Annotated in this window: 17 protein-coding genes; 10 read left to right on the plus strand and 7 right to left on the minus strand. The window is 44.7% G+C overall.

What is annotated here, in order from left to right; genetic code table 11:
- The first annotated feature begins 268 nt into the window (after positions 1-268).
- The 7 genes from RIH33_RS17670 to RIH33_RS17700 all read left to right on the plus strand — a co-directional run bounded on the left by RIH33_RS17670 (position 269) and on the right by RIH33_RS17700 (position 7610).
- On the plus strand, positions 269-2335 hold the full coding sequence (locus RIH33_RS17670; protein WP_406655219.1) for a carboxy terminal-processing peptidase: 2067 nt from the start codon (positions 269-271) through the stop codon (positions 2333-2335).
- A gap of 50 nt (positions 2336-2385) precedes the next feature.
- Positions 2386-3297, plus strand: a complete 912-nt coding sequence (locus RIH33_RS17675) for a DUF4097 family beta strand repeat-containing protein (protein WP_406655220.1) — start codon at positions 2386-2388, stop codon at positions 3295-3297.
- Between the two features lie 148 nt (positions 3298-3445).
- Positions 3446-5422 carry an OPT family oligopeptide transporter gene (locus tag RIH33_RS17680; protein WP_406655221.1) on the plus strand — a complete coding sequence of 659 codons (1977 nt, stop codon included), beginning with the start codon at positions 3446-3448 and terminating at the stop codon, positions 5420-5422.
- Complete coding sequence (locus RIH33_RS17685) at positions 5419-6924, plus strand: sodium-dependent transporter (RefSeq protein WP_406655222.1); 1506 nt, start codon at positions 5419-5421, stop codon at positions 6922-6924. Before RIH33_RS17680 ends, RIH33_RS17685 begins: the two co-directional genes overlap by 4 nt.
- A 20-nt stretch (positions 6925-6944) precedes the next feature.
- Positions 6945-7025, plus strand: coding sequence for a hypothetical protein (locus RIH33_RS17690; protein ID WP_406655253.1), 81 nt, complete (start codon positions 6945-6947; stop codon positions 7023-7025).
- Entirely contained in the window at positions 7025-7498 is a 474-nt protein-coding gene (locus tag RIH33_RS17695) for a hypothetical protein (protein ID WP_406655223.1), read from the plus strand. The genes RIH33_RS17690 and RIH33_RS17695 overlap by 1 nt, the downstream gene beginning before the upstream one ends.
- Positions 7488-7610, plus strand: a complete 123-nt coding sequence (locus tag RIH33_RS17700; protein ID WP_406655224.1) for a hypothetical protein — start codon at positions 7488-7490, stop codon at positions 7608-7610. The genes RIH33_RS17695 and RIH33_RS17700 overlap by 11 nt, the downstream gene beginning before the upstream one ends.
- Before the next feature lie 137 nt (positions 7611-7747).
- Here RIH33_RS17700 and RIH33_RS17705 read toward each other — a convergent pair whose 3' ends face one another.
- Positions 7748-8227, minus strand: coding sequence for a hypothetical protein (locus RIH33_RS17705; RefSeq protein WP_406655225.1), 480 nt, complete (start codon positions 8225-8227; stop codon positions 7748-7750).
- A gap of 121 nt (positions 8228-8348) precedes the next feature.
- Here RIH33_RS17705 and ffh point away from each other — a divergent pair, with 121 nt between their 5' ends.
- Entirely contained in the window at positions 8349-9668 is a 1320-nt protein-coding gene (ffh, locus tag RIH33_RS17710) for a signal recognition particle protein (RefSeq protein ID WP_406655226.1), read from the plus strand.
- A gap of 73 nt (positions 9669-9741) precedes the next feature.
- Here ffh and RIH33_RS17715 read toward each other — a convergent pair whose 3' ends face one another.
- Together RIH33_RS17715 and RIH33_RS17720 are read right to left on the minus strand one after the other, a co-directional pair.
- Positions 9742-10719: a pyruvate dehydrogenase complex E1 component subunit beta gene (locus RIH33_RS17715; RefSeq protein WP_406655227.1), complete on the minus strand. Its 978-nt coding sequence runs from the start codon at positions 10717-10719 to the stop codon at positions 9742-9744.
- 105 nt (positions 10720-10824) lie between these two features.
- Positions 10825-12615: a hypothetical protein gene (locus RIH33_RS17720; RefSeq protein WP_406655228.1), complete on the minus strand. Its 1791-nt coding sequence runs from the start codon at positions 12613-12615 to the stop codon at positions 10825-10827.
- Positions 12616-12765: 150 nt separating this feature from the next.
- Between RIH33_RS17720 and RIH33_RS17725 the strand changes: the two genes are divergently transcribed.
- Complete coding sequence (locus RIH33_RS17725; RefSeq protein ID WP_159579147.1) at positions 12766-12975, plus strand: PspC domain-containing protein; 210 nt, start codon at positions 12766-12768, stop codon at positions 12973-12975.
- Here the strand turns inward: RIH33_RS17725 and RIH33_RS17730 are convergent.
- From RIH33_RS17730 to hisS, 4 genes are read right to left on the minus strand one after another with little or no spacing between them, the layout of a single operon-like run.
- The gene (locus RIH33_RS17730; protein WP_406655229.1) at positions 12959-13963 is read right to left on the minus strand and encodes a glycosyltransferase family 2 protein; all 1005 of its coding nucleotides are present in this window, start codon (positions 13961-13963) and stop codon (positions 12959-12961) included. The genes RIH33_RS17725 and RIH33_RS17730 overlap by 17 nt on opposite strands.
- A complete protein-coding gene (locus RIH33_RS17735; protein ID WP_406655230.1) occupies positions 13963-14295 on the minus strand; it encodes a YbaB/EbfC family nucleoid-associated protein in 333 nt (110 codons plus the stop codon). The genes RIH33_RS17730 and RIH33_RS17735 overlap by 1 nt, the downstream gene beginning before the upstream one ends.
- Before the next feature lie 12 nt (positions 14296-14307).
- The gene (locus RIH33_RS17740) at positions 14308-15921 is read right to left on the minus strand and encodes a gliding motility-associated C-terminal domain-containing protein (RefSeq protein WP_406655231.1); all 1614 of its coding nucleotides are present in this window, start codon (positions 15919-15921) and stop codon (positions 14308-14310) included.
- Between the two features lie 22 nt (positions 15922-15943).
- Positions 15944-17326 carry a histidine--tRNA ligase gene (gene hisS / locus RIH33_RS17745; RefSeq protein ID WP_406655232.1) on the minus strand — a complete coding sequence of 461 codons (1383 nt, stop codon included), beginning with the start codon at positions 17324-17326 and terminating at the stop codon, positions 15944-15946.
- Positions 17327-17394: 68 nt separating this feature from the next.
- Between hisS and RIH33_RS17750 the strand changes: the two genes are divergently transcribed.
- Positions 17395-17709: a hypothetical protein gene (locus tag RIH33_RS17750; protein ID WP_406655233.1), complete on the plus strand. Its 315-nt coding sequence runs from the start codon at positions 17395-17397 to the stop codon at positions 17707-17709.
- Positions 17710-17745 lie beyond the last annotated feature (36 nt).

Here is a 17745-nt window from a genome sequence, read left to right on the forward strand (position 1 = left end):
TGTATCTAAATTAAAATATCCAGATTCACGGACAAAACACTCATGACCAGCTGAGGAGGATTTTTACCATTGCAGGAAAATAATCGGGAACTGTGGGAGTTTTGGTACGGAATATGTCCTTAGGTAATCACTTTTCGTAAAATTAGTTATCATTGATTTAGCACTGTCGTTAGATTCGAACCATAAAGGAGTTCATTCGTTTTTGAAGAAGTCCATTGTGAAAAGGGTTTGACAATTCAAATCGATTCAAAAATCTTATCTTAAATATATGAACAATCTTCTGTTGATTCTTTTGCTGGTAGTGAGCCTGGGGTTTTCTGATGGATCTGAGCATACCATCCAGACTTCACACCAGGACCAATTGGTGTCCGATTCCCTGAAGGTGTTGGAACCTAAACCTGAGCATTCGAGCGAGACTTTTGTGATTATCAACTTGCTGAACAGATACCATTACCGCAAGGCCACACTGAATGATTCACTTTCTTCGGTGGTTTTCGATAACTACTTTGAATCCCTGGATCCCAATAAATCTTATTTTATGAAGGGTGATCTGGACTATTTTGAGAAATACAGATACAGAATAGATAATGACCTCCCGGAAGGAAATCTTGATTTTGCCTATCAGGTATTTAGTATTTATCGTGAGCGATCTCTTGATAGAATAGATTATGTGCATGAACTGCTGAAAACAGAACCTGATTTTGAGCAGAGGGAATATTTTGAAACAGACAGAGAGGCCCTTCCATGGCCTGAAGATAAGATAGAACAGAACGATGTGTGGGCCAAAATCATCAAGAACCAGGCGCTGAGTTACAAACTGGCAGGTAAAGAATGGAAAGACATAGCGGAAGCTTTGGGCAAAAGATATAAGCGGGTGGAGAAGGCGCTTTATCAGTACAATAGTGAAGATGTCTATCAGGCTTATATGAATGCTCTCACGAGTGCCTATGATCCGCATACGGATTATTTCTCGCCGATAGCCAAAGAAAACTTCCAGATAGACATGAGTCTCTCTTTGGAGGGAATCGGAGCGCAGCTCACCCAGCAGCTCGATTATACCAAAGTGGCAGATATTATCCCCGGAGGTCCGGCTTACAAGAGTCAGCGACTTCAGAAGGACGACAAGATTATAGGCGTGGCTCAGGGCGATGATGATGAGTTTGTGGATGTAGTGGGTTGGAGACTGGATGAAGTGGTGCAGAAAATCAGGGGGCCGAAAGGGTCGGTGGTGAGGCTGCAGGTGATCAAGAATGACAAGGACATCAATGCACTTCCAGACACGATCAGGCTGGTAAGAGATAAAATCAAGTTGGAGAAATCAGCAGCCAAAGCTGAGGTCATTCCAATCACAGAGGGCAATCAGACTTTTAGTCTGGGGGTTATCAACATCCCAAGTTTCTATTTGAATTTCGAGGAGATGAACAGTGGGGTCAAGGATTACCGCAGCACCACACGTGATGTAAAGAAATTGATTGACAGCCTCAATCAGATAGGCGTTGACGGATTGATGATTGATTTGAGATACAATGGCGGCGGCTCCCTACAGGAGGCCATAGAACTCACAGGCCTGTTTATCCCGAAAGGGCCGGTTGTTCAGGTGCGAAATACAGATAACAGCGTTGATATCATGGAAGATGAAGACAACGGAAAGGTATATTATGATGGACCGTTGGCCGTTTTGACCAATCGATACAGTGCCTCGGCTTCTGAGATTTTCTCCGGGGCCATTCAGGATTATAAGAGAGGTATAGTGGTAGGAGAGAATACGTTCGGTAAAGGCACTGTTCAGAATCTCATAGACATAGGCCGGTACATGCGCCAATCAGATGTGGAACTGGGGCAGCTCAAAATGACCCTTGCAAAATTTTATAGAGTGACAGGAAGCAGTACTCAGAAGTTGGGTGTGGCACCTGATATTGCTTTTCCATCTCCTTATGATGATGAAATTTTCGGGGAGAGCGGACGACCCAATGCCCTGCCATGGGACGAGATCTCCTCTTCCAATTTCAAAATGACCAATCAGATCTCACCTAAAATGATTAGTAAACTGGAGGCCCTCTATCAGAATCATTTGCAGGAGGATAAGGACCTACAGGATTTGGTGAAGGAAATTGAAAAAGCCAAAGAGTTGAGAAAACAGACCGCCGTTTCGCTGAATCTGGAGGAGCGCAGACTCATGCAGCAGGAAGATGAGGAGGTGGAAGATAACCTGTCCACTACGCTGGACCAGAGCGAGCTTTTTACCGATGAGAACGCGAAGAAACTTTCTGAGGATCCATACCTGAAGGAGGGATTAAGACTCCTGGCCGAACTTTCAAAAATTAAAGTAGGCTAAGTGCAACCTTTGTGAGCGGAGCGGCATCTACTGACTAAAACATTTTAGTTATGAAAAGAACCACTACGCTCATTTATTGCCTTCTTGTATCATTTGCTTCTTTAGCCCAGACCATACTGGCCGAACACCATTTTGAATCACCCGACATAAAACAAGTGGTGGTGGAAGGTGTATTTTGTGACGTATCCGTCCAGCCGGGTTCCAGTCTCATTTTTGATGGCATCATCAAAGGCAATGGATCCCCGGGAGACTACGTGATAGCCAGTATCAAGACAGGCACTACAGTTGTTTTCAAGGTGGAACGCAAGAAGGAAGGGAACAGGGGATGGTCCAATATAGAGGCCGGCAAGCTTACGCTTACTCTTCCGGCGTATGTTGAGCTCAAAGTCACTAATTCTTCAGGCGATATCGACATATCGGATTTTACTGGCGAGTTGGAGGCCTCCACCTCCAGTGGAGACATCGTGCTGAAGAATATCACCTCAGATTGCTGGCTAAAAACAACTTCAGGAGATCTTCGTGCAAGAAATGTCACCGGAAATATAGCCATGAGGTCTACCAGTGGAGGTCAGGAGTACTTCGAAATACGGGGAAACCTGGAAACTCAGGTGACCTCCGGTAACATCGAATGTGACAAGGTAACGGGTAATGTGAAGGCTTTTGCCACAAGCGGAGACCTGGATTTCGACGGAGTGGAGGGAGCGATTGAGGCAGGAACCACTTCTGGAAATATCACAGGTGACTATGTGCGCATTACGGGAGACTGTCGATTCAAATCTACTTCCGGAGACATTTATTTTGTGTTTGAAAATGAAATTGGATCACTCGGTTTTGATCTAAGGGCCACTTCCGGAAACCTGCGTGTGGGCAATTCGAGATCAGGAAACCGACTTTATATGGACCGCGGACAATATACCATAGCCGGAGAAAGCACCAGCGGCGATCAGGTATACAAAAATTGAGCAGGAAGAAAATGAACTGATCAGAGGCAGTTACAAAGTTTTTTCCTTTGGCGGTAGTAGGAGATAAAAAGATATCGTGTACTTTTTGGGTTTGCGACTTAAATAGGCATTTTTGTCGGCAGTCAAAATACCCCAAACCCAAAATTACATGCACAAACCTTACATTAGTCCTGAAACCAAGCTCAACGAGCTTACTTTCAGGTCAATTATCATAGGAGCACTCTTGTCCGTTGTTTTAGGAGCCGCCAATGCTTACTTTGGATTGTTCTCAGGACTCACAGTCTCGGCATCTATTCCGGCAGCAGTGATATCCATGGCCATCCTCAAGGCTTTCAAAAATTCAAATATCCTGGAGAATAATATGGTGCAGACAGCTGCATCAGCTGGTGAGTCCCTGGCCGCCGGGGTGATCTTCACCATCCCGGCTTTGGTGATCATGGGATACTGGGAGAAATTTAACTACATCGAAACCACCCTCATTTCTATTTGTGGCGGGGTATTGGGTGTTTTGTTCACCATCCCATTAAGAAATGCCCTCATCGTCAAGGAGAAACTAATGTTTCCGGAAGGCGTGGCTACTGCCGAGGTATTGAAAACCGGCGAAACTGGTGGCAAGTCTGTGAAATACCTGATTTACGGTAGTTTGATCGGCGGCCTTTTCAAATTGGGTACTGAAGCACTCAGGCTCTGGGGAGGGGTATATGAGAAAGCGACCCTCCTCAACCAAAAGGCCTATTTATATTTCAGTCTGAACCTTTCTCCGGCTCTTGTGGCGGTAGGCTATATTGTCGGGTTAAATATTGCAAGCCTGGTGTTCATGGGTGGTGTGATCACCTGGTGGATAGCCATGCCAGCTTATTTGAGCTTCAATGGATATGCTCAGGTAGCAGCCGAACTGGTAGAGGCTGGTAAGTTTGTGAGTGTGGAGGGCATTAGTCCTGAAGCCCTTGGTGGAGCCCTTTGGAGTGCTAAAATGAGATATCTGGGTGTGGGCGCAATGATCGTGGGTGGTTTATGGGCTTTAATAAGTCTCAAGAGTGCACTCACCACAGCATTCACATCCGGAGTGAAGGCCTTTAAGGCCGGAGCACAAAATGTCTCCGAGACCCTAAGAACTGAACTGGATACACCGATGTCCTGGGTGCTTATGGGTATTGGAATCATGATCGTACCTGTTTTCTTTATTTACCTCACCATTATACGGGACGTGCCTATTACCCTTTTCATGGCATTGCTTATGGTGCTTGCGGGCTTCCTTTTTTCAGCTGTTGCTGGTTATATGGCCGGACTTGTTGGGAGCTCCAATAACCCCATCTCCGGGGTCACCATTGCTACTATTCTGAGTACCGCCCTGCTGCTGCTCTTGCTGATGGGTTCTTCAGATCCTTCCCGCGGAGCTGCAGGAGCTATTTTGGTAGGAGCTGTGGTATGTTGTGCAGCAGCCATTGCCGGAGATAACATGCAGGACCTGAAAGCAGGATATGTACTGGGTGCCACACCCAGAAATCAGCAGGTTATGCAAATGATAGGTGTTGTAGCCGGGGCATTGCTGATAGCTCCTGTATTAAATCTGTTGCTGACTTCTAAGGGGATTGGAAACCCCACAGCAGAGCATCCTAATCCGCTGACGGCCCCACAGGCTACTCTGATGATGAGCGTGGCTACCGGAATTTTCGGTGGAAAACTCCCCTGGACGATCATCTCCGTAGGGGGTGGAATTGGTGCCCTCATTATCACCGCTGATCAATACCTTAAGAAAATTGGATCCAATTTCAGGATGCCTGTTTTAGCCGTGGCTGTGGGCCTTTACCTTCCTTTTGAGTTGGATTCTTCCATTTTCGTGGGCGGGGTGATCGCCTGGATGCTCGATAGAAGCTTTAAGAAGAATAAAGTATCTGCAGAGAATGCTGACAAGGCTTCCAATGCCGGTCTGCTGATTGCATCAGGTTTAATTACCGGTGAGGCACTGATGGGGATCATGATTGCTTTAATCGCCACATTCGGCCTTGATTTTGAACTGAGTGATGGCACGTTTGGTGGAAGTCTTCTTGGACCAGTATTGCTATTTCTCATTCTGGTTTATCTGTACAGATCTGTGGTTAGTGCTTCCAAAGACAAATTATGAGTAAGGGAGAGGAGTTTAGCAATCGTTGGGGGATCATTCTGGCCTCATTGGGAATGGCCATTGGTGCGGGTAACCTGTGGCGTTTCCCCCGGTTGGCAGGGCAGTATGGCGGTAGCTTTATACTGCTTTGGATCCTTTTTCTTTTTGTGTGGTCTATTCCCTTGCTGTTGGCGGAGTTTTCCATAGGCAAAAAATATAAAAGTGGTGTCATTGGGTCTTTTGGTAAACTGGCTGGTAAGAGGCTGACCTGGATGGGCTTTTTCATTACGGTATGTACGCTTGGGATCGCGTTTTACTACTCAGTGGTGACCGCCTGGTCCATAGAGTACCTGTCCATTTCGGTCATCAATTTATATGATGGCTTTATGGGGATTACCCTCACCGATAAATTGGCGACCAATCCTGATTACCTGCTGGATCAATGGAATTCGCTGTCCAACGGCAGTATGGTGACCATTGGCCTGTACATATTGGTGATCATACTGGGTGTGACTGTGGTGCGAAAAGGGGTGAAGAATGGATTGGAGAAAGCCAATCGAATCCTGATTCCCAGTTTATTCGTCCTACTGGTGATCGTGGCTGCCTCCGCGCTTACCATGGAAAACGGTACAAAGGGCCTGGAGTACATGTTTGCCATCAAATGGGATAATTTCAGCAACCCTACCATCTGGATAGAGGCCCTCTCACAGTCGGCCTGGTCTACCGGAGCGGGCTGGGGGTTGATGATTACCATCTCATCTTATACCCGGGCCAAAGAGGATGTGACGTTGAATACCTTCATCGGAGCCTTTGGGAACAATTCTGCTTCCATTCTTGCAGGTGTAGCGATACTGCCAGCCGTATTTGCGCTTTCTGCCAGTGATCAGGAAGCTACGGCTTTCCTGCAGTCAGGTAGTCAGGCACTCACCTTTACGATTATACCGAAACTCTTTGCCACCATTCCCGGCGGAGGCTTTATGACCTTGCTTTTCTTTTTAGCACTTACTTTGGCTGCTTTTAGCTCCTTCCTGCCAATGCTCGAACTCCTCAAGAGTAACCTCTCAACCATTGGCATCTCTGATGGTATGATTGCTGTGGTGCTACTGATTGCCTTTACAGTCTTTGGGTTGCCATCTGCCTACTCCCTGGACTTCTTTAGCAATCAGGATTGGGTGTGGGGGCTTGGATTGATCGTAAGTGGAATCTTTATATCCGTTGCCACAGCTTTGTATGATCCGGTCAAATTCAAGAAAGAACTGATAGACAAGGATTCGGACTTTACGATTTCAAACGCGTATTTTAAATACGCCATCTATGTGAATATACTGCTCGGGGTATTTTTAATTTACTGGTGGATGTCACAGGGCTATAGCACATTCCCATGGTTTGATGCCCAGGGTAGCTGGAATTGGATGGATGTTTACAGCAACGCTTCTATCGTTACGCAATGGGGGACTGTCATTTTGATGGGCATTCTAATCAATAAATTTTTGTATCACCGATTTTGTAAAGTCAGTTTATGAGTAGTTCTGCGATAGTAAGTATGGTTTTGATCGTTGGTGTGGTGGTAGGTGGCTTTGTGTACTTCTTGGTTAAAGCATTGAAAAACGAAAAAGATAAATAATGGATAAAATAGATTCTCTTAATCAGGTTTCAGAATTTCATAAAACATTTAAACACCCGGTGCTGGATACACCACAGATCCCCTCTGCTGAACGATGTGCCCTTAGGGTGTCACTGATTCAGGAAGAGCTCAATGAGCTCCAACAGGCTATCGAGGATAAGGATATCGTGGAGGTGGCAGATGCCCTTTGTGATATTCAGTATGTGCTTTCGGGAGCGGTGCTGGAGTTTGGTTTGGGTGATAAGTTCGTTACGCTATTTAATGAGGTGCAACGCTCCAATATGAGCAAGGCTTGCGTTTCTAAGGAAGAGGCGCAACAGACAGTGGATTACTACCAGAGTGAAAAAGGAACAGAGGCTTACTATGTAGAGAAGGAGGGTAAGTTTTTGGTTTATCGCAAAGAGGACAATAAAACCTTGAAATCCATTAACTATTCACCGGCCGATCTCAAAAAAATTATAGGTGAGGAATGACAAAGGAAATGGTAGAAACCAGGCTACTCTGAAGATCAAAGAAATTGCGGATGATCTTTTCATCGCAGCCAAGACCGAACATGAGGATCAAATAGGCTGTAATGGAGGATAGGAGTTTTATAGCTGTTTTGTTTTTCATAACAAATCCTGAGTTATTTTGTAAAATTAGTCCAAGAAACTTTAAAAACTAATAATAGTTTCAAAATAAAACAGAATTTGTTGGGGTTCCAATACCCTTTATGGGGTATTTTAAATGTCGTCCATATTCACTAAATACACGTTATCACTGCGCTCGTCATCATCTTCATACAGGATCAAAACGCCTTTCTCCATCAACCAGTAGTCAGAATCCCCTGTTGAGAAGTTCTCGGTATCAGAAATGTACAGGCGACCTTTTTTGTCTATTTGCCATTGTGAATATTCGATCTCCCGCTCGTCGAACGCTTCTACTATGACTTTCACTTCTCCTCCGGGTTTGAATTCCATGTAGATGTCAATTTCCTCCAGTATCCCGGAAACAATGCCTGAAACGGAATTGAGAATAATTTTCCCCAGGAATGAGTCCTCTTCATCTACTTCCTTTTTAGCTTCTTCAAACTCTTCATCCACATCGATGACCAGTTTCCATGACCCGATCAGGTCTTTAGCAGTTACTTTACTTTGTGCATCAACCTGGTAGGTGAGACCAAGCAACAGGAGGGTGAAAATGGTTAGGCTTAGCTTTTTCATGTTCATGTTTTTATTATTATGTATTACAAGGTACTACGTAAAGTATAATACTGAATATTGCCTCTATGGGTTACGATAAACAGATGTTTATTAGCTTTGCAGTAGATAAAATTGGAAGATAATGTTTGATAATCTTAGTGTTAAGTTAGATAGAGCCTTTAAAACACTTAAGGGGCAGGGTAATATTACCGAGATCAATGTTGCTGCCACCGTTAAGGAGATCAGAAGGGCGCTTATCGATGCTGACGTTAATTATAAGGTGGCCAAAGAGGTGACCGATTCCATAAAGGAAAAGGCGCTGGGGCGTGATGTGTTGATTGCCGTGTCTCCGGGTCAGTTATTAACCAAGATAGTGGCTGAGGAGCTTACTATACTGATGGGCGAGACCAATGTCCCCATCAACTTGAATGGCAATCCAAACATCATTCTGATTTCAGGTCTTCAGGGTTCAGGTAAGACCACCTTCAGTGGTAAACTGGCCAATCAGTTTAAGAAGCAGGGGAGAACAGTCTTGCTGGCGGCATGTGATGTGTACAGGCCTGCTGCCATTGATCAGCTGAAGGTACTGGGTGAGCAAATAGGAGTGGAAGTATACACGGAACCTGATGAGAAGAATCCGTTGAAGATTGCAAAGAATGCTGTGAAGTATGCCAGGGAGCATGGCAAGAAATCATTAATCATAGATACAGCCGGTCGATTGGCAGTGGATCAGGCAATGATGGACGAGATCGCAGGCATTAAGAAAGAAATACAGCCCTCTGAGACCCTTTTCGTGGTAGATGCTATGACTGGGCAGGATGCTGTTAACACGGCAGCAGCATTCAATCAGCGACTTGATTTTGATGGAGTGGTACTTACCAAGCTGGATGGAGATACACGAGGTGGAGCAGCCCTCTCGGTAAGAAAAGAGGTGAGTAAGCCAATTAAGTACATTAGTACTGGTGAGAAGATGGATGCCATCGACCTCTTTCACCCTGACCGTATGGCCAAGCGAATTCTGGGTATGGGTGATGTGCTCTCTCTGGTGGAAAAAGCGCAGCAGACTTTTGATGAGGAAGAGGCCCGACGAATCAATAAGAAAATCAAGAAGAACCAGTTTGGGTTTGACGATTTCCTTTCTCAGATGGAACAGATCAAGAAAATGGGTAATATCAAGGACCTCCTGGGAATGGTACCAGGTGTGGGCAAGGCGATCAAGGACATTGATATAGATGATGACTCCTTAAAACCTATAGAGGCCATTATTAGATCTATGACTCCACTGGAACGTGAGAATCCGAACCTGATCAATGGAAGCCGCAGGCAGCGAATTGCCAATGGAAGTGGGACTTCTGTGAATCAGGTGAATCAATTGCTGAAGCAATTTGAGCAGATGCGAAAGATGATGAAAACGATGAACAAGATGGGCGGCGCTAAGGCTTTGTCCAATTTGATGCCATAAGCCTGTCATCAGACAAGGATATAAAAAAGGGATCAAGTGTACACTTGATCCCTTTTTTGTTGCACGAGGGCAATTATCTGTATGAAACCGAATTGATGGCCTCTATAGTTCTTTTTACGTTCGGAAGTATCTCTTCAATCAGCGTAGGTGCATAGGGCAGCGGAAGGTCCATGCTATTCACCCGATGAATAGGCGCATCCAAATAGTCAAATGCATGTCGTTGAACATGATGACTAATGTCAGCGGATATAGAGGCCAGGGGCCATGCTTCTTCCACAATGACCAGTCTGTTGGTTTTCTTTACTGACTCCACAATGGCTTTGTAATCAATTGGCCTCACCGTTCTCAAGTCAATGACTTCTACGCTTACACCTTCTTTGGCCATCAAATCCGCAGCTTCTACGGCCACTTTCATCATTTTCCCAAAGGAGACCAATGTGACGTCTGTTCCTGATTTCACAATGTGCGCTTCACCCAGGTTGAGCAGATACTCTTCCTCAGGCACTTCACCCTTGTCTCCGTACATCAGCTCCGATTCCATGAAGATAATAGGATTATCGTCTCTAATGGATGCTTTAAGCAAGCCTTTGGCGTCATAAGGGTTAGAAGGAACGACCACTTTCAGACCGGGTGTATTGGCATACCAGTTTTCAAAGTTCTGAGAGTGTTGTGAACTGAGCTGCCCTGCGTTTCCGGTAGGACCCCTGAATACGATAGGAGAATCAAACTGCCCCCCGGACATAGATTTTATTTTGGCTGCCCCGTTGATGATCTGATCGATGGCTACCAAGGAGAAATTGAAAGTCATGAATTCAATGATTGGTCTGAGGCCGTTCATTGCTGCTCCAACACCAACGCCAGCAAAACCAAGCTCTGCGATGGGCGTATCAATCACGCGATCTGGTCCGAACTCATCGAGCATACCCTGGCTTACCTTATAAGCACCATTGTACTCTGCAACTTCTTCACCCATAAGGAAGACCTTGGGGTCCCTTCTCATTTCTTCACTCATTGCTTCGCCAAGCGCTTGTCTGAATTGTATTTCTCGCATGATTTGATTGTTGATTAAGAAAGCTGCTAAATTAAAATATTAGCTCGATATAAATAAAAAAAGCTCTCCAAAATGGAGAGCTTTCAAATATAAATTTCAGAATTCTTACTTCACTGCCTGAGCTACTGCATCAGCGTAATTGGTGAATTCAAGATCGTTAAGTGCTTTGTCTTTCAATGCAGGATCTTTAGACACTGCTGCTTTAAGACTGCTGGCCACATCAGCGGCATTGTTTTGTCTGGCAGATGCCACAGCGATCAGGTAATTAGCTTCTGCACCAAGTTTTTCGTTGGTAGCTACTTCACCCAATGTGCTTTTTGCGCCATCGTAGTTTCCACTAAGAAGTTGTGCAAGACCTGAATCGAAAGTAACAGTAGGGCTTTTTGCAGAAGAGGCGAATGAAGCATTAGCTTCTTCATACTGACCATTCATTACCTGAATAGCACCTTTCATGCCTTTAACATTGCTAGCTGTAGTATTAGAAGGAGAAGCAGCTTCTGCATCACCTATAGAGGTCAATGCCTGAGCATATTCGCCTTGCATTACGTAAGCAGCAGCCATGTTAGCTGATACTTTTGCAGACTTGCTTTTGTTTTTTGCGATTTCAAGCTGAGTGATGGCATCCTGTACCAATTTGGTTTTGTCAGCACCTTCGGCTTTTGCAGCCTGCTCCAGGTATACAGCACCCAGGTTGTTGTGTGCTTCCCATGCACCACTTTTGGTAGCAGCTTTGTAGATGCCAGCTTTCTCATCCAAAGAAGGAGTGAGGGTAGCAGCAAACAAGAGCTCTGAAGTAGTAAGGGTATCAGCAGAGATGCTACCATTGGCGATTTGCTTAGCCAAAACAGCAATCTGAGCATTGGATTTTTTAGGCTTCACTGTAAGGATTTCTGTCTTAGCAGTTCTCAAGCCAGGGTATACTTTATCAAGGAGTGTTTTGTATGCAGGAAGTTTCTGCAATTCCTTTTCTTTTTCTTCGAAAGATCCGTTTCCGTTGATGATTCTTGAGATGGCTGCTTTTTGATCGTCAGAGATACCTTCGTAAGATACCAATGCCACTTTCAAACCAGACCAGTCTTCAACAACAGGCTTAAGGATGAATTTGATTGAATCCGCCATGCCTTTGTAGTCATAACGCTTCATTTGCTTTCTGTAGAAGCTTTCGATGGCCTTAGCTCTGTTTTCAGAAAGACCACTGTTGATTCTTTCAGTACCTTCTGGAGAGTGAGTACCAGTGATTGTTACTGTTCTGGTAACGTTTTTCTCCGCAATGAAAGCAGCAAGGTCATTGCTCTTAGAGCGGTTAGAGTTACCGTCGAAACTCAAAGAAGGATTAAGTGTAGCTACACCCTGAGCGAAAAAGAAATCCACTTTTGTAGGAACAAGCTCTTCCTTGTCGTTGTAACCATGGTCAGCATAAGAGCTGAAAGTCACAGGTTTTGCGAAAGAACTGGTCATTACCAATCCCTGGGCTACGGCCATTCTTGGAGAAGTCTTAGACTTTCCAGATCTTGGATCTTTAGCCACACCTTCTACGTAGAGGGTTCCAGGGTTCATTCCATCCTGATAAGGGATAGAGAAATCACCGCTCTTGCGAGAAGTAGAAGAACTACTGTTAGGGAAGTCTTCAGCTTTGAACTCTATAGATCCAACAGCTATTTCCTGATCACCGTACTGATAGATAGTGTTTATAGTGTAAACTTTTCCTGTAGGGAGCATTTTTGGAGGTAAAACCGCCGATATCTGGAACGGAACCGCACCACCATGAACTTCAAGTGGATTAGGGGTTACCTGCAAATCCTGGTCTGCAGCTAGCTTGATCATCTTGCCGAGCGTACAACCAGAAAAAATGATTGCTCCGGCAACGAAAGCCATAGCAAAGTTAAATTTTCTCATGTGGATCATTTTTTTGAATTTTCAATTGTAATAATGGTCAATTCCGATTATTGAACTGCAATAATACGGAAATTTAAACTTTCTTAGTAACTCAATTTCAACAAATCTAAAGGCCTTTTGTTATCTTTGTTGCTATATTGAATATGATTTATGCAAGATTTTTTTGAAAAATACGCGTTTGGTGTTTGTACAAGGTTAGGGGAGAAGCTAAGAATCCCTACATCAGGCATAAGATTGTTCTTTATTTATGCTTCATTTTTGACTTTCGGATCACCAGTTATCCTTTACTTGGCGTTAGCATTTATCATGAACTTCCGCAAAATGCTGCGAAGAAGGGATAATTCTATTTGGTATTATTAATCTTTTTGAAATTTCTCTTTCTCAGGACATAGTAAGCAATGGGAAGTATCACATTTCCCTGATTCCTCAGGCGTGTTCCTGATCGAATGTTTAGCTTGATTTGGCGGAATACGACCTTTAAAGCATCCACGTGAGCTTTAAATACCGCTGTAAAATGTGAAAAGGACTCATTCTTCCAGAAGAGCAAAGCAGCCATCCAGTCAAGAACTAACCTGATAGGGAGTGCCACCATCAATGTGGGGAGGGGCAGGTTTTTGATTAACAGACTGATCCCGTTTCTGAAGTTAAGGTAGGTTTTGCGTGGACTCGTTTTGTTTAAAGTACCACCTCCTACGTGATAAATCACACTTTTCGGAACACACGCAATTTTTAATCCAAGACTTTTGACCCGCCAACAAAGGTCAATCTCTTCCATGTGTGCAAAAAAATCAGCGTCGAATCCGCCGGCCTGGTGAAAAACTTCCGATCGAATCATAAAACATGCACCGCTGGCCCAGAAGATGTCAATGCTTGTGTCATACTGACCCGTGTCTTGCTCTAATGTATCGAAAATACGACCTCTGCAATAAGGGTATCCCAGCAGATCGAGAAATCCTCCTGCGGCTCCTGCATATTCGAAAAACTCTTTTCTGTTGAAATCGAGGATTTTCGGTTGAACAGCAGCGTAATCTTTGTTTTCATCCAGAAAATGCTCCAGTGGTGTTATCCAGTTAGGGGTCACCTCCACATCTGAGTTGACCAGGAGGTAATACGCTGATTTGACCTGTTTCAGGGCTTCATTGTACCCTCCGGCATAGCCATGGTTTTGATCCAGAAGAATGGTTCTAACAGTGGGAAACTGCTTGAGCACACTCAGAGAGTCGTCAGTAGAGCAATTGTCGGCTACAATAATTTCAGCGTCAGATGAATGCGCGATGAGCGTAGGTAAAAACCGAAGCAGATGATCCCGACCATTGTAGTTCAGGATGACCACAGCAACCTTGCTCATTAAATCATGTTGTTTAGGTCAAATCCGGGAATGTTCGGCATCATTCCCTCAGTGGCTTTCTTCATATGTTCCTTTGATGCGGCATCCACTTCTACCATGGCTTTATTAATGGCGGCAATGACCAGGTCCTTCATCATGTCGGCATCTTCTTTGGAGATTATTGACTCATCGATCTCCAGAGCAGTGACCTCTTTATTTCCGTTTACCGTGGCCTTTACCATACCGGCACCAGATTCTGCGGACGCGGTGATGTTTTTTAATCCGGCCTGGGCTGCTTTCACGTTTTCCTGAACCTCCTTCAGTTTGCCCATCATTTTCATCATATCAAACATAGCACTGATGTATTAATTCCTTAAAAGTGTAAAAGTACCAACTTGCGTTTTAAGTTCACCGCTTTCCAGTCGGAAGGTGAGCCTGTAAAGGTAAGTTCCCTCATCAGCATCGTGTTTTCCTATTTCTCCCTGCCATACGGGATTAGCGTTGGATTGGTGAATGGGGGCGCCCCATCGGTCATAGATGATAATGTTAAAATCACTTGAGGGTAGCCCAAAAAGCTCCAGATGATCATTGAGGCCGTCGCCATTTGGAGTAAACCCTGAAGGGATAAACACAGTTATTTCATAATTCTCGGTTAATACATTGGACAGGATATGTATACCATTATCATAAGTATACAGAACCCGGAGATGAACGGGGGTTCCAAGGCCACCGGGTAAAAGGATGTCCGTGTCGAAATTGGTCTCCAGAACCTCGCTGCTGTCACTATTGTAAAAAAGGAGTGATTGGGTGTGACTACCCAGGGCATTTTGTGGGGGACTCAGGCTTATCTGAATGCGGTTTTCAGCGTAACTCCGGTCGGTGAGTTTGATGTGAGGGGGTGCTACCACAATGGAGTCTATGGCATTATGACAACTGTCTTGCTGAACCAGGCGGTATTGGAAAGGGCGCCCACCGGGAGGAATATTATCTGTATAGTCACTTTGCGTGGTAGCCACCACAGCGAAGGAGCCATTTCCGTATTTTCTTTTGATCTGAACTTCTTTGGAGGATGAAGAATCAATGTGGATCCAAATGTTACTACCACTGTAAGTAGCGTATGAGGCTAGTAGGTTTTTACTGAGAGGCCCGGTTGGAGCGCAGGTTTCCTGTGTAAACCAAATAGTATCTGCGCAGGGGTTCAGCACGTTTATGCGAACACAGAATTCATCAATTTGAAGGTCTGAGCCCAGGTGAAAAAACGGGTCTTGAGAAGTTAAATTACCTTGATGAATGGTTTCAAAAGCGGTTCCATTCATTTGCAATGCTACCGAGTACAGGGTGAATGGATCTGGACTCGTTGAGAGGGAGAGCTGAAGGTAGAGGTCGTCAATACAGGCCTCAGTGATCTCCGCATAGAGTATGTTGATGGGCTGGAGACTTTTGAGGTTAAAAGACTGGCTCACCTCAGGACAGGAAGCATATGCATTGTCAAAATAGCCTGTTGCCTGAACCATTCCATTCGATTGGCCATAATCATGGTAAGGCAGCTCATCTCCAGGCATATAGATGATAGAATCGGTTTCAGTGAACCACACAATGTAATAGTCGTAGTATGCGTCAGTGAATGCCACGGTTATTTCAGTTTCAGAACACTGGAAGATACTTAAGGCAGGAGGGATGGCTTCCAGGACTTCAAATACGAGCGTATCAGTCTTGGGCTGGATGTCCTCTCCCAGGAATTGAACCACTTCATACCGACCGGGTTCGATGTAGGTGTGAAAGGTATCCGTGGTTTCTATCAGCCCTTCTTCATAAAAATACTGCCGGCTGATCGTGCCCAGGTTATCATGCTCGCTGATGTGAATGGTGACAGGTGCGCACCCCTGTGGGTAAGCAATGGAAAACCTCCCAAAATTGCTCGTGTGTTGTGCTACGCTGGCAAAACAGATGAAGTTCAGTATGAATAGGAGTACTCTCAAATAGTCATTGCTAATATCTAATCTAACGAGGGAGTCCTGATTGAATTTTCGGATCAAGCCTGGTAACCACGCTTTCTATCGAAAGCATCTCCTGGTTGCCGTCCCTCATGTTTTTGAAGCTATATTCTTTTTTAGCGATCTCATCTGTACCTACCACCAGCACGTAGGGGATGGCATTTTTGTCGGCATAGTTGAACTGCTTTTTGATTTTCGCAGTATCGGGGAAGATTTCAGCCCTTATGCCGGCATATCTTAGCTGATTTAGTAACCCAATGCCATGCAGGAAGCATTCCTGGTCAAAGTGGGCAATGAGTACATCTGCTGATTTGGTCAGGCTCTCCGGGAAAAGATTCTTTTCTTCCAATACGTCATAGATCCTGTCCAAGCCAAAGGAAATACCCACTCCCGATATTCCCTCCAGACCAAAAACACCTGTAAGGTTGTCATACCGGCCACCACCAGTGATACTTCCGATCTGCACGTCGGTAGCTTTCACTTCAAAGATAATCCCGGTATAGTAGGTAAGGCCCCTGGCAAGGCTCAAATCGAGTTCTATTTGAAGATTTTTTGTGCCTGTTCGGTCGAGGTAGTCAAAGTAGGAAAGCAACTCAGTGGTGCCTTTGTTTTCACCTATGAGCTCCTTGAACAGCTCTATTTTGGTAGAGTTATTGGCACTCTGCTCAAACAGGTTAATCACAGCGCGAAGCTTTCCCTCATTTGCACCCAGGCTAAGGAGTTCTTCCTGTACTTTGTCGGCTCCTACTTTATCCAACTTGTCAATGGTGATACAAAAAGGCATTTCCTTGCCTGTCAGCCCCACATACCTGGCCAGTTCATTCAAAAGCTCCCTGTGATTGATTTTCAAGACAAACCCATCGTATTTCAGCGCTTTATATACATCATGGATGAGCAGGGTAAGTTCAGCTTCGTTCCAGAGAGAGTCTGAACCCACTATGTCGGCATCACACTGGTAAAACTCCCTGTATCGGCCCTTCTGTGGTCTGTCGGCGCGCCAAACAGGCTGTACCTGGAAGCGTTTGAATGGAAAAGTGATGTCATGCTGATTTTGTACCACGAATCTGGCGAAGGGAACAGTGAGGTCATACCTCAATCCCTTTTCGGAAATCAGATTGAGCATGTGCGCGCTGCCTTTAGCGTAATCCTCCGTGTTAGTTTTCTTAAGGTAGTCACCCGAGTTGAGGATCTTAAATAAGAGTTGATCACCCTCGTCTCCATACTTCCCAGTGAGCACAGAGAGTTGCTCCATCGCGGGTGTTTCTATCTGATTGAAGCCGTATTTCCCAAAGTTTTTCTTGATGATTTCTATGATATATGACCTTCTTGCTGATTGAAGTGGTCCGAAATCGCGCGTTCCTTTGGGTATGGATGGTTTTGAAGTTGCCATAGATTTATTTTGGACAAAACTAACTAATCCTCTAAATTTGCACCTCGTTAAAAAGAAATGATCAGACAATGGCCGTTACAAGATTAGAAAGAAAGGGTAAGAGAAATAAATCAAGAGCTAAAAATCGCGTTAGCAAAATCAAGCAACTTAATGCTATGCCTACCATCAAGAATGTGGACATAGAAGAAATTAAGAAAAGCTTTGAGGCAGCTCCTAAGCCTGCTAAAAAGGCAGAAGCGAAAAAAGAAGAGGCTCCTGAAGTGAAAGCTGAAGCTCCTGTAAAAGAGAAGAAAGCTGCTGCACCTAAGGCTGAAGCAAAAGAGGCTAAGCCTAAGAAAGCTCCAGCGAAGAAAAAAGATACTGAGGATAAGAAAGAAGACTAATCGTCTGAAATTATCTATGTGATAAAGAAATAGCCC

Origin of the sequence: Marinoscillum sp., assembly GCF_040222955.1 — a bacterium.
In the GTDB taxonomy this organism is placed as follows: domain Bacteria; phylum Bacteroidota; class Bacteroidia; order Cytophagales; family Cyclobacteriaceae; genus Marinoscillum.